General features: G+C 67.5%; 11 protein-coding genes. 4 read left to right on the forward strand and 7 right to left on the reverse strand.

The genetic code is table 11. From position 1 onward, the window contains the following. Window positions 1–58: 58 nt before the first annotated feature. Window positions 59–1,462, forward strand: coding sequence for a glutamate--tRNA ligase (gene gltX / locus V9K91_RS12365; RefSeq protein WP_093533136.1), 1,404 nt, complete (start codon window positions 59–61; stop codon window positions 1,460–1,462). 14 nt (window positions 1,463–1,476) lie between these two features. Further along, on the forward strand, window positions 1,477–1,962 hold the full coding sequence (locus tag V9K91_RS12370; RefSeq protein ID WP_068850345.1) for a Fur family transcriptional regulator: 486 nt from the start codon (window positions 1,477–1,479) through the stop codon (window positions 1,960–1,962). 207 nt (window positions 1,963–2,169) lie between these two features. Here V9K91_RS12370 and V9K91_RS12375 read toward each other — a convergent pair whose 3' ends face one another. The 4 genes from V9K91_RS12375 to V9K91_RS12390 form a co-directional block, all read right to left on the reverse strand. After that, window positions 2,170–3,357 carry an HlyD family secretion protein gene (locus V9K91_RS12375; RefSeq protein WP_306989330.1) on the reverse strand — a complete coding sequence of 396 codons (1,188 nt, stop codon included), beginning with the start codon at window positions 3,355–3,357 and terminating at the stop codon, window positions 2,170–2,172. Between the two features lie 8 nt (window positions 3,358–3,365). Next, window positions 3,366–5,021: an MFS transporter gene (locus V9K91_RS12380; protein ID WP_306990496.1), complete on the reverse strand. Its 1,656-nt coding sequence runs from the start codon at window positions 5,019–5,021 to the stop codon at window positions 3,366–3,368. Then, complete coding sequence (locus V9K91_RS12385) at window positions 5,018–5,584, reverse strand: TetR/AcrR family transcriptional regulator (RefSeq protein WP_068850351.1); 567 nt, start codon at window positions 5,582–5,584, stop codon at window positions 5,018–5,020. The genes V9K91_RS12380 and V9K91_RS12385 overlap by 4 nt, the downstream gene beginning before the upstream one ends. A 156-nt stretch (window positions 5,585–5,740) precedes the next feature. Then, complete coding sequence (locus V9K91_RS12390; RefSeq protein WP_184125391.1) at window positions 5,741–7,933, reverse strand: TonB-dependent receptor; 2,193 nt, start codon at window positions 7,931–7,933, stop codon at window positions 5,741–5,743. A 156-nt stretch (window positions 7,934–8,089) separates the two neighbouring features. Between V9K91_RS12390 and V9K91_RS12395 the strand changes: the two genes are divergently transcribed. Continuing rightward, entirely contained in the window at window positions 8,090–8,503 is a 414-nt protein-coding gene (locus V9K91_RS12395) for a MerC domain-containing protein (RefSeq protein ID WP_093533140.1), read from the forward strand. A gap of 108 nt (window positions 8,504–8,611) precedes the next feature. After that, window positions 8,612–8,794: a 30S ribosomal protein THX gene (locus V9K91_RS12400; RefSeq protein WP_145478188.1), complete on the forward strand. Its 183-nt coding sequence runs from the start codon at window positions 8,612–8,614 to the stop codon at window positions 8,792–8,794. Between the two features lie 655 nt (window positions 8,795–9,449). Here the strand turns inward: V9K91_RS12400 and V9K91_RS12405 are convergent. From V9K91_RS12405 to V9K91_RS12415, 3 genes are read right to left on the reverse strand one after another with little or no spacing between them, the layout of a single operon-like run. Further along, a complete protein-coding gene (locus V9K91_RS12405) occupies window positions 9,450–10,715 on the reverse strand; it encodes an ectonucleotide pyrophosphatase/phosphodiesterase (protein ID WP_093533141.1) in 1,266 nt (421 codons plus the stop codon). Window positions 10,716–10,767: 52 nt separating this feature from the next. Beyond that, window positions 10,768–11,259, reverse strand: a complete 492-nt coding sequence (locus V9K91_RS12410; RefSeq protein WP_093533142.1) for a methylated-DNA--[protein]-cysteine S-methyltransferase — start codon at window positions 11,257–11,259, stop codon at window positions 10,768–10,770. A 4-nt stretch (window positions 11,260–11,263) separates the two neighbouring features. Continuing rightward, window positions 11,264–12,721, reverse strand: a complete 1,458-nt coding sequence (locus tag V9K91_RS12415; RefSeq protein ID WP_336442808.1) for an AlkA N-terminal domain-containing protein — start codon at window positions 12,719–12,721, stop codon at window positions 11,264–11,266. Window positions 12,722–12,831 lie beyond the last annotated feature (110 nt).

Here is a 12,831-nt window from a genome sequence, read left to right on the forward strand (position 1 = left end):
CCCCAATGCCGGCCGGGGCAGGTAAAATCGTCGCGATTCCCGTTCTCCCGAGCCCCCCATGACCTGCCGCACCCGTTTCGCCCCCAGTCCCACCGGCTACCTGCACATCGGCGGCGCCCGCACGGCGCTGTACTGCTGGCTGGAGGCGCGCCACCGTGGCGGGGAATTCGTGCTGCGCATCGAGGATACCGACCGCGAACGCAGCACCCAGGGCGCCATCGACGCGATCCTGGAGGCGATGGAGTGGCTGGGCCTGAACTACGACGAAGGCCCGATCTACCAGACCCAGCGCGTGGCCCGCTACAAGGAAGTGGCCGAGCAGCTGATCGCCGACGGCAAGGCCTATTACGCCTACGAGACCCGCGAGGAGCTCGATGCGATGCGTGAGGCGGCCATGGCCAAGCAGGAAAAGCCCCGCTACAACGGCGCCGCGCGCGAGCTGAACCTGCCGTACCGCGACGATCCGAACCGGGTGATCCGCTTCAAGAACCCGCTGGAAGGCACGGTGGTGTTTGATGACCTGATCAAGGGTCGCATCGAGATCGCCAACAGCGAGCTGGATGACATGGTGATCTTCCGTCCGGACGGCTTCCCCACCTACAACTTCGCGGTGGTGGTGGACGACTGGGACATGCGGATCTCCGAGGTCATCCGCGGCGACGACCACATCAACAACACCCCGCGCCAGATCAACCTGTACGAAGGCATCGGCGCGCCGGTGCCGAAGTTCGGCCACATGCCGATGATCCTGGACGAGCAGGGCGCCAAGCTGTCCAAGCGCACCGGCGCGGCCGACGTGATGCAGTACAAGGACGCCGGCTACCTGCCCGACGCGCTGCTGAGCTACCTGGCCCGGCTGGGCTGGTCGCATGGCGACCAGGAGCTGTTCAGCCGCCAGGAGCTGATCGACCTGTTCGACGTGACCAACTGCAATTCCAAGGCATCGCGCCTGGACATGGCCAAGCTGGGCTGGGTGAACCAGCACTTCCTGAAGACCGAAAACCCGGCCGACATCGCCCCGCACCTGGTCTACCAGCTGAACAAGCTGGGCCTGGATCTGGGCGCCGGCCCGGCCCCGGCCGACGTGGTGGTGGCGCTGCGCGACCGCGTACAGACCCTGAAGGAAATGGCCGAGAAGGCCGTGGTCTGGTACCAGCCGCTGGTCGAATACGACGAGGCGGCGGTGGCCAAGCACTTCAAGCCGGGCGCGGAACTGGCGCTGGGCAAGGCCCGCGAGCTGCTGGCCGCGGCTGGTGAGTGGACCGCAGAAAGCGTGTCGGTCGCCCTGCACGACGTTGCCGCTGCGCTGGAGATCGGCATGGGCAAGGTCGCCCAGCCGCTGCGCGTGGCCATCACCGGCACCCAGGTCAGCCCGGACATTTCCCAGACCGTGTTCCTGGCCGGGCGTGAAGAGGCCTTGAAACGCATCGACGTCGCACTCACTAAAGTACCGACGGCCTGACCACAGGAGACCGCATGTCCGCCAAGACCGCTTGTACCGCCCCACACCATCACGTTCACGACGCTTCGGACTTCGTGAAGGTGGTGGAGCGCGTGTGCACGGAGCGCGGACTGCGGCTGACGCCGATCCGCGCCAACGTGCTGCGCCTGATCGCCGAAGCCGGCAAGCCGGTCAAGGCGTATGAGCTGCTGGAGTGGGTGCGCAGCGGCAAGGGCGTGGGCGCCGATGCCCCGCCCACCGTGTACCGCGCACTCGATTTCCTGATGGCGAATGGTTTCGTGCACAAGCTGGAATCGGTGAATGCCTTCGTGGCCTGCCACCACCCCAGCAGCGCGCAGCACTCGGTGCCGTTCCTCATCTGCAACAGCTGCCACAGCGCGGTGGAGCTGGAAGACCGCGACATCGTCAGCCAGCTGGAAAAGCGCGCCAAGGAGCTGGGCTTCCAGCCGCAGGCGCAGACCCTGGAAGTGCACGGCCTGTGCGCCCGCTGCGCGGGATGACGCACCCGACGGGGTTGATCGACAATACGGCGCGGTCGCCCTGAAAGTGAAACAAGCGCTGGACTGACGGTAGGGTCGGTTCCCAAACGACCGCCGATCCGGTTTATAGGCACTTGGACGCATGACCCGGGCCGAAGCTGCGCCTTCGTTGCAGGTCATGCGTTACCGGATCTTGCACCTTTATCAGCGGTCGTTCGGGAACCGACCCTACCGGTCCTGCTGCTGTTGCCTCGGGGTCGCGGCAGTATCGACCCGCACTACCACCGACATGCCTGGACGCAGGCGTGGGGCAAGCGCCTGATCCGGATCGATCGCGATCCGCACCGGCAACCGCTGCACCACCTTGGTGAAATTGCCGCTGGCGTTGTCCGGGCGCAACACGCTGAATTCCGAACCCGTGGCCGGCGCGATCTGCTCGATATGACCACTCAGGCGCTCACCGTCGAAGGCATCCACCGCGAAGGTGGCCGGCTGGCCGATGCGCATCTTCCAGGTCTGGCCTTCCTTGAAATTGGCCACGACCCACAGCGTGTCCGGCACCAGGAACAACAGCTGCGAGCCGGCGGTGACGTACTGGCCCAGGCGCACCGACGCTTCACTGACCTGTCCGTCGCGCGGGGCGTGGATGACCGTATTGGCCAGGTCGATGCGTGCCAGTTCCAGCTGCGCCTTGGCGGTTTCGACGCCGGCTTCCAGGCCTTTGCGCGCTACCTGGGTGGAGGTCAGGGTCTCCTCGGCAATGCGGATCTGCGCCTGCGACTGTTGCACCGAGGATTGCGCGGCCTGCGCGCTGGTGCGGAACTTGTCGCGGTCGTTGAGGGCCACCAGCTGCTGGTCGGCCAGTTCCTCATAGCGCTTGAGTTCAGTGCGCGAGCGGGCCAGTTCCGATTGGCCGGCCGACAGTGCCGCCTGGGCCGCGCCGATCTGCGCGCGGTTCTGTGCCTGCGCCTGGTCGGAGTTGGCCAAGGCGGCCACCGCGCTGTCCAGGTTGGCCTGCGCCTGCGCCACCTTTTCCTTGTAGATGCGGTCGTCGATGCGCAGCAGCGGTTCACCCTGCCTGACGTGCTGGAAGTCCTTCACCAGCACGTCGGTGACATAGCCGTTGACCTGCGGCGCCAGCACGGTGATCTGGCCGCGCACATAGGCGTTGTCGGTGCTCACCCAGCTGCTGTTGAACGGCCACAATGACCATGCGCGCAGGATCAGCGCGATGCCGATCAACGCCACCACGATCATCACCGCGACGCTGCCCCGGCTGGGCTTGAGGTACTTCGGTGCACTGCTTGGCGCTGCGGCGGCGGCCGGCGCAGCCGGTGCGGTTACCGGTGCGGCATCGGTGGGCACCGGCGGGTTGACCTCATCAGGATTGTCATCGCGCGGAGGCGTCGTGGACATGGAAGGACCTATTGCAGGGAAACGGGGTGGGGATGGCGTTTGCGCCACTGCTTGAGCACGGCAGTGCGCAACGACAACAACAGCAGCCAGCCCAGGAAGATCAAGGCAACCCGGCCGCTCAACGAGAACACGTCATTGAAGCCGCGGACGTTGGCCTCACGCCGGGTGATCTGTGCCAGCTGCGCGGTGCCTTGGGCACTGCGCTGCACCGGATCGGTGAGCAGCGGCGCATAGATCTGCTGCTGCAGTTTCAGGCGCTGGGCGACCACGCCATCGCTGGGGTCGAGCTGGCTGACAAAGGCGGTGGAATAGACCTGCTCGCGATGCAGCTGGAACGTGCCCAGCACCGCCGAGCCGGCCAGCCCGCCCAGGGTCTGGGTGATCGACAGCGTGACCAGGAACGTGATCATGTGGTCGGTGCCCTGTTTCAGTGCCTGGGTGATGCCCATCATGATCAAGGGGCCCATGAACATGCCCGCGCCCATCGAGGCCAGGAACTGGCTGAGGAAGAAATCGTGCGGGCGGTCCTGGCTGGTGCGGCTCTGGTCCAGCAGCGCGGCGGTGCCCAGCAGCAGGATCGCCATCAGCAGCTGCGCGACGATGCGTTTGGGCCCGAAGGTCAGCGAGCTGGTGGCAATGCCGGTAATCACCCCGGCCAGGATCACCGCGAACAGTGGCCGCATCTGGTCCGGGCCCATGCCCAGCTGGCGCATCAGGCCGATCACCCCATAGGACTGCTCGGTGGTGAGGAAGCGGATCAGGAACGCGCCGAAGATGAAGTGCAGGGTTGCCGGGCTGGCCAGCCAGCGGGTCTGCAGCAGCGGGTTGCGCCGGTAGTGTTCCACCACCACGCCGGTGGTGCCTAGCGCGACTGAGGCGACCAGTGCCAAGCCCAGCCACGGCGTGTCGAACCACCAGCGCAGGTAGCCTTGGGCCAGCACCACGACCAGCAGCGCCACCGCCGGTGCGAACAGCGCGAAGCTGAGGAAATCCATCGGCTCGAACACCTTGATCTGCGCACCGGGCGGCAGCTTCAGCATCACCACCGCGGCGAAGGCGCACAGCGCCAGGCCGGCTTCGAACAGGTACAGGTTGTGCCACTGGCCGGTATCCACCAGGCCCGGCGACACCAGCCAGGCGATCGGCAACGCCATCTGCGAAATGCCCACGCCGATCACCAGCAGGTTGCCGGTATAGCGTCGCGGCAGCGACTGCAGCATGTACAGCGTGCCCAGCGTGCTGCACGCCGCGCCGGCAAAACCGCTGGCCGCACGCATCATCAGGGTGGTTTCAAAACTGCCCACGAACAGGTGCAGCACTGCCAGCGCGGCATACAGCCCCAGGCCGATCTCGGCGAACAGGCGGATGCCGTACTGCTGGCGGAACTTGAAGGCCAGCAGGTTGGCAGTGACGTTGACCATCGCATAGGCGGCCACCAGCCAGCTTCCCTGGGTCGGGGTCAGCCCGAGCTGGCCCTGCAGGAACGGCAGGTTGGCGGTGACCAGCGCGTTACCCAGCCCGCCGGTGATGCCCACCAGCAGCGCGACCAGCGCATAGGCGACACGGCGGTGCGGCGGATGCCACGGCATCGATGCCGAGCCGGGCAGGGTCGGCTTTTCGTGTTCCTCCCAATCGGGAATGGGCTTGAGGTACTCGGGCATCAGCGACTCCCATCGACCTGTCCGCCCAGCCCTCCGCGCAGCAGTTGCAGTGCGCGCCCGGCCAGCCGCGCGCGCTCCTCGCGGGTCTTGCCGCGCAGTGCGGCGCCCAACATGCTGGAAATCAGCGAAATATCTGCCGCCTGCAGGTCCGGGCGGCACAAGCCGGCATCGATCGCGCGCTGGATGGGCGCCTTGAGCAGGGCGTGCACGGTCTGCCGCGCCGCCTTGATCGTGGGTTCGTCCGGGTCCACCGCGCGCCAGTAGTCGGCCAGCGCGGGCGACTGCACGATGCGCGAGGCCATGCCCTGCAGCACCTCGAACAAGGCATCGTCGCGATCGCCCAGGGTTTCCACCTGGCGCGCGATGCGGGCCACGGTGCGGTCCAGCAGCGCTTCGATCAAGGCGGTGCGGTCAGGGAAGTTGCGGTACAGGGTGGCGCGGCCGACCTGGGCCTTTTCGACCACCAGGTCCAGCGGTGCGGTCACGCCATGCTGTCCGAACACGCTGTCGGCGGCATCGAGGATCAGGGCGCGGCGGGCAGCCGCATCGGCACGTTGACTTTGCATGGGCTATTTTCGGACAGGAATGTCCGCAATGGAAGCCGGGCAGGCGATAGCGGTATGAGGCCGCTCTGCTTGGTCAACGAGGCGTGAAGTCAGCGCGCCGCCAAAAAAACGGGGGCCCAGAGGCCCCCGAAAGTCAAACAGTGACCCCAGCGGGGATCAGAAGTACGCGCGGATGCCGAACGCCACGCCACGGCCGGGCAGCGGCGAGTAATCGCGCAGCAGCGAGGTGTGCGCACGCGCCTCGCGGTTGGTCAGGTTGTTGCCGTCCAGGAACACCTCGTAGCTGTTGCTGTCCGAGCGGTCCCAGCGGTAGGCGAAGTGCGCGTCCACCAGGGTGTAGCCCGCGCTCTCGGCTTCGTTCTGCGCGGTGTCCTTCTGGCTGCTGTAACGCACCGCACCTACCGAGGCGCGCCAGCCATCACGCGACCAGCGCAGGTCGGCGCCGACCCGTGCCGGGGAGATGCGCGGCAGGTAGCCGCTGTTGGCCAGGTCCACGGTGTAGTTGTGATCGTGGTCACCGTGCGGCACGGCGATGTCGACACTGCGGCTGCCGCTGCCATCCAGTTCGGCCTTGACGTAGTCACCGAACACGCGCAGGTCCCAGTCGCCGCTGTTGCCTTCGAACAGGTGCACCAGGGCTTCGGCCTCGGCGCCCTTGAAGGTGGCGTCCTGCTGGGTCCACAGGCGCACCGGCAGGCTTTCGACCACGCCGGTGTCGGCCAGGTAGATGAAGTCCTTGAACTTCGTCTGGTAGATCGACGCGGAGAAATCGAGGCGGTCGCTGTGGGTGTGGATGCCGAGCTCCACGCGCTGGCCGCGTTCGGTCTTCAGGTTGGCATCGCCGATTTCCAGCGAACGGGTGGCGATGTGCGCGCCGGCGGCGTACAGCTCTTCATTGGTCGGCGCGCGCTCGGATCCGTCCACGCCAAAGCGCAGGTCGACGGCGTCGTTGAGCTTCCAGATGCCGGCCGCCGAGAGGTTGGTGGCATCGAAGGTGCGCGCGCGGTAGTCGCCGGTCGGGTCCAGCTTGACCTGGTCGTGGCGGCCACCCAGTTCCAGCTTGAACGGGCCGAACTGCTTTTCCTGCAGCACGAACAGACCCACGTTGCGGGTGCCGGTATCGGGCACGAAGGCTTCTTCGCCCTTGGCGCCGAAATCGCTGTTGCCGAACTGCAGCCCGAACGCGCCGTCCCAGCCGCCGATCTGCTGCTGCACGGCTTCCAGGCGGGCTTCGACGCCGCGGTTGGTGAAGCGGGTGGACGGCGTGCCAGCTTCCAGCTCGACGTGTTCGTAGTCGGTGTAGGCGGTGCGCAGGTTGATGTTCTTCAGGAACGACACGGGGTTGTAGATGCCGCCCTTGGCTTCGAAGCGGTTCTGCACCATGTCGATGCGCACGTCGTGCTCGTCGCCTTCTTCTTCCTCGTCGCCATGGTCGTGGTCATGATCATGGTCGTCGTCGGCATGCACGTGGGCGCCGTTGGGAATGCCGTAGTTGGTGCGGTAGGTGCTGGCCGAGGCGCCGAAGTAGCCGCCTTCGCCCAGCCAGGTGGCGCCGACGCCGCCGGCGCGGGTGCGGATGGAGCTGTTGTCCAGGGTGCCGCGGCGAGGTTCGTCGGTGTCGCCCTCTTCGTGGTCGTGGCCGCTGTGGTCTTCCAGGCCGTCGATTACCGCGTAGCCGGGAATGCGGTAGTCATCGCCGTTGCGGACCAGGCCATCGACATGCAGCACCCAGTTGCCGTTCACGCCATCGAGCCGGAACATGCCGCTGCGTTCGTCGTTGACCGAGTTGCCGCGCAGTTCGGCGCGGCCGCTGAGCGGGCGGTCAGGCAGGTCGCGGGCGATGCGGCCATCCACCACGTTGACTGCGCCGCCAATGGCGCCACTGCCGAACAGCAGGGTGGCCGGGCCCTTGAGCACTTCGATCTGGTCGGCCAGGAATGGCTCGATGCTGGTGGCGTGGTCGGCGCTGACGGTGGAGGCATCCATGTTGCCCATGCCGTTGGAGAGCACGGCCACGCGCGGGCCTTCCTGGCCACGGATGATCGGGCGGCCGACGCCAGGGCCGAAGAAGGTGCTCTGCACGCCGGGCAGCTTGGCCACGGTGTCGCCGAGGGTGCCGGCCTTCTGTTCGTCCAGGCGCTCGCCGGCGAGTACGTCCACCGGGCGCGCCAGCGATTCGGCATCGCCCTGCAGCGGGCTGGCGGTGACCTTCACTGCGGACAGTTCGGTCAGGTGGTGGTCACGCTCGGCGGTATCGTCGGCGGCGAGGGCCAGGGTGGGGAGCAGCGCAGCGGCAAGCGCCAGGGACAGGGCGTGCGGCGTGAGGGAGCGGGAAGAGCGCATGGGCAAGGGGTCCGTCGGTCGAATTGTTACAATGTATCAATGGTGGGGCGCGCCAATCCCGTCAAATCGGGAGGGTGGAACCGGGTAAGGCAGGGGGAGGGAGTGCGCGTCGGGATTGATGTTATATTATTCCATAACGCTTCGCCGACCCTGCTGGAAGTCATGCCCCTGTTCCCCCGCCTCCGTCATCTGTTGGATCGCTTTGGTGCCACCGGCTCGCTGCTGTGTGCGGTGCACTGCGCCGTGCTGCCTGTTCTGCTGGCGGCGGCGCCGTCATTGGGGTTGTCGGTGTGGCTGGGCGACGGAGTGGAACTGGCGTTGGTCAGCTTCGTGACCCTGCTGGGGCTGTTCAGCCTGGTGTGGGGCTATCGCCGCCACGGGGCGCTGCGCGCGCTGGGGTTCCTGGTGCCGGGCCTGACCGCGCTGTGGGCAGGGTTGCTGTACGGGCCGCTGCACCATTCGGCGGTGCCGCATGCGGTGGTGATGACGCTGGGCGGGGTGCTGGTGGGTGTTGCCCACCTGGTCAACCTGCGCCTGAACCACGGGCACGTCCATGATGCGAGCTGTGCGCACTGAGGTGCTGTGGTAGGCTTTCCGATCGTGCGCGGGGGCGTCTGCAAGGACGGGCCCGCCGAACCCGTGTCAGCACGGGGTAATCAGATTTCAGACTAAGGAGTTGACGACATGGGTAAGGGTGACCGCAAGACCGCCAAGGGCAAGCGCTACAACGCCAGCTACGGCAATTCGCGTTCGCACGCGGTGAGCAAGGTGGCCGTGGGCGCAGCTGCGCCGGTCGCCAAGAAGACCGTGGCCAAGGCCCCGGCAAAGAAGGCAGTGGCCAAGAAAGCTGTTGCCAAGGCCAGCTGATCGCTCAGCCAGGTCCGACGAAAAAACGCGGCGCTTGCGCCGCGTTTTTTTTTGGTTTCGAGCAATGTGATTGCGGACAACCCGATAGTGCCGGGCCCTGCCCGGCAGCTTCATGCATTTTGGCGAACAGCCGGTGGGCCTTGCGTGGCCTGAGCTGGGCCGGCGGGTGCGGGTTTGCGGGACACGCCGTAAACCCATCCATGGGGGCTTGGCAAAAACATCCATGTTTTTGACAGTCCCGCAAACCCGCCCCCGCCGACCCTCGACGGTGTGTTGGTGGCCACGGAAGATCAACGGCGGTGTCGATCATCTTCATGCGTTACCGGCCGCGGTGGCGCTGCATGCCGTCGTTCGGGAACCGACGCTACCGGACGAGGTTGATTCAGCGTACCCAGCCGGGTACCCGGCTCCACGTTCATTCGGCGTACCCGCTGCGTAGGGACACGCCATGCGTGTCTGATTTTCGTATCCGCACGCGACCATCTGTCGGGGAGGCCGGCGGGCAGCTCCTGTAGGGACTGTCAAAAACATGGATGTTTTTGCCAAGCCCCCAAGGATGGGTTTACGGCGTGTCCCGTAAGGGGCTGCCCGTCGGCCTCCCCAGCACGGAAAAACTGAAACGCTGCGATTCGCGCCAACCCATCAGCAATCAAAATCACTTCAACGCAGGAACGAGCGTCTCGGGATTGCCATCGTTCGGGGCGGCCGGAATGCCCAGCAGACGCGTCATCAACGGATAGAGGTCTACGTTGTCGAAGCCGGGCAGGGTTGCGCCCTGTTTGAACGACGGACCGCGGGCGATGAAGATCGCGCGCATCGAGGGCAGGGCGTTGTCGTAGCCGTGCGAGCCGCGGTCGCCGGGTTTGCGCTCGGCCAGGCGCTCACGGGTCAGGGCGTTCCAGCCTTCGTGCATCTGGCAGATGATCGGCGGGATGCGCGGATTGGAGCCGTACTCCCAGCGCGCCGGCAGCGTCTGCCGCGTCCAGCAGTCGTAGTTCGCGTGCGCGCCCAGCAGGATCGCCTCGGCCGCCGGTTGTTTTCCAGGCAGCGGGGCGAAGCCGATCGACTGGCCCGTCGACACGTTGCTGGCGATGGTGGGGTCGACCATGTCTTCCACCGCGATGGTCTGGCCATCGGGTACCTGCGCCATGCCGTGGTCCGAGACCACGATCAGGTTGGTGCTGCCATCCAGGCCGCGTGCCGCAAGGCCGTCGAGCAGGCGACCGATGGCCGTGTCCACCTGGACGATGGCGGCGGCGTACTCGGGGGAATCCGGACCGTAATGGTGGCCGGCCTTGTCGACCTGCTCCATGTACAGGGTGACCAGCCGCGGCGCATCCGGGCCGTCATCGCCGACCCATCGCAATACGTCATCGACGCGGTCGGCGAGGGGCACATCGGGGCTGTAGACCCGCCACTGGCTCGGCCGCACGCCCTGGATGGCCGCCTCGCTGCCTGGCCACGACCAGGTGGCGCTGCGCAGGCCAGCCTTCTCCGCGCCGACCCAGATCGGCTCGCCACCCCACCAGCGCGAATCGGTCACCGCCTCCGGCAGGTTGACCTGGAACCGACCCAGCGCCTCTTCCTGCATGCTGTTGTGGATGATGCCGTGGTGGTTCGGGCGCAGCCCGGTGACCAGCGTGTAATGGTTGGGGAAGGTGAGCGACGGGTACGACGGCGTCATCCAGCGGGCGCGTACGCCGTCGTGCGCGATGCGCGACAGGTTCGGCGTGATGCCACGGTCGAGCATGTCCGCACGCAGGCCGTCGATCGAGACCAGCAGCAGTTTCGGCGTAGTGGCCGCCAGCGCGGCGGCGCCGGCGACAGCCGCTGTTGGCGGCGTGGGCGTGGGCGGGGCGCTGGTACAGCTGGTCAGCGCGAGGGCGGCGGCAAGCGCCAGCGAAAGGCGGACGGAAATCATCCGCCCATGATAGTTCGCCGCAGTGACGCGGCGAAGACAACCGATGGCACGGTCAGGCGAACAGCGGCTGCGTGCGCGATTCGAGTTCGAGCAATGCGGCCTTGGTTTCCAGGCCGCCACCGAACCCGGTAAGTGCGCCGCTGCTGCCGATCACGCGGTGGCAGGGCAGCACGATGGGCAGTGGGTTGCGTCCGTTGGCTGCGCCCACCGCGCGGCTGGCCGTGGGCTGGCCGATGTGGCGTGCCAACTGCACGTAGCTCCAGGTTTCGCCGAACGGAATGTCGGCCAGCGCCTTCCACACGCGCAGCTGGAACCCGGTGCCATGCGGGGCCAGGGGCAGTTCGAAGCCGCTGCGTTCGCCGCGCAGATACTGCAGCAGCTGGGTGCGCGCTTCGCGCAGCGCATGCGCATCGCGCTGCCACTGTGCGCGGCCCTTGGCGTCGTAGCGGTTGTTTTCGAACAGGATGTGGTGGATGCCCTGGCTGTCGCCGGCGACGGTCAGTGCGCCGATGGGGCTGTCGAAGGTGTCGTAGAGCAGGTTCATGCGGTTACTCCGAAGCGGACGTGGCCAGGTGCCACAGGTGCAGCACGGCGTACGCACGCCAGGGCCGCCAGGCCTGCGAACGGGTCTCGGTGGCACGCTCGGTCAGGCGGGTATCGCCGCCCAGCACCTGCTGCAGCACCAGGTCGCCGGCGGGGAAGGCATCGGGCAGCGCCAAGGCGCGCAGCGCGATGTAGTGCGCGGTCCACGGCCCGATCCCGGGCAGCGCCACGCAGCGTTCGATGAAGGTGTCCAGGCGCTGGCCGGCATGGAAATCCAGCCTGCCGTCGGCGACGGCGGCGGCCATCGCGCGCACGGTGGCGGCTCGGGTACGCGGCAGGCCGATGCCTTCCAGCGGCGCGTCGGCCAGCTGCTGCGGCGTGGGGAACTGGCGATCCAGGCCCTCGGGCATGCCGTCCAGCGCGGTGCCGAAGCGGTCTACCACGCGCCGCGCCAGGGTAATGGCCGCCGCCACGCTGACCTGCTGGCCCAGCACGGCGCGCACCGCCACTTCGAAGCCATCCCAACCGCCGGGTACGCGCAGCCCGGGACGTGCGGCGATACCGCGCGCAAGCAGCGGATCCTGGCCGAGCGTGGCATGCACGATGCGCAGGTCCGCGTCCAGGTCGAAGATGCGCCGCACCCGGCGCACGATGCCGGGGATCGCGCGCGGATCGACCTGGCCCAGCTGCAGCAGCAGCTCGGGCCGGCGCGGGTCGGCGGTGACCCGGATCACCGAGGGGCGTTCGGCCGGGCCAATCACGCGCTGGTAGCTGTTGTCGTCGATCTGCTCGATGCCGGGAATGCAGCGGCGGCGCAGGAAGCCGAGCATCGCGGCAAAATCGAGCGGCGGCCGGTAGCCCAGGCGCAGGGTCAGCGCGCCGTCGGCCAGCACGCCGCGCTGGCGCCGGATCGCGGTGGGCGGCATGCCGCAGCCTTCCACGAACGCGGCGTTGAATCGGCGCAGGCTGTTGTAGCCGGCGGCCATGGCCACGTCGGTGACCGGCAACGCGGTTTCGGTCAGCAGCTGCTTGGCCAGCAGCAGCCGTCGGGTAGCGTGGATCTGCGCCGGGGCCGCGCCCAGCCGCGCCACGAACAGCCGCTGCAGCTGGCGCGCGCTCAGGCCGAGCCGGGCGGCCAGGTCGCCCACCGCCGCATCCTGCAGGAAGCCATCGTGGATCAGCGCCAGAGCGCGCTGCAGGGTTTCGTTGCTGAGTGCGTCCTGCGCCTCCGGGGCCAGTTCCGGCCGGCAGCGCAGGCAGGGGCGGAAACCGGCCGCGGCGGCAGCGGCGGCGGTGGGGTAGTAGTCTACGTTGACCGGTTTGGGTGGCGGCGCCGGGCAGACCGGACGGCAGTAGATGCCGGTGCTGCGCACGGCAGTGAAGAACACGCCGTCGAAGCGCGCATCGCGGGCCAGGCGGGCGCTTTCGCAGGCGGCGTAGTCCAGGGGCAGGGCGGTGTCCATGGAGCTCAGTCTATGCGCCTGGCCGGGGACCGGCTCGCCGTTTTCGGACAGCTATGCCGGGTACGCCCGGTGCGGTTCAGGGCAGGTTCCCGCGATGCCGGCCGGGCGCA

Source organism: Stenotrophomonas sp. CCNWLW57 (assembly GCF_037203925.1).
Classification (GTDB): Bacteria; Pseudomonadota; Gammaproteobacteria; order Xanthomonadales; family Xanthomonadaceae; genus Stenotrophomonas; species Stenotrophomonas rhizophila_A.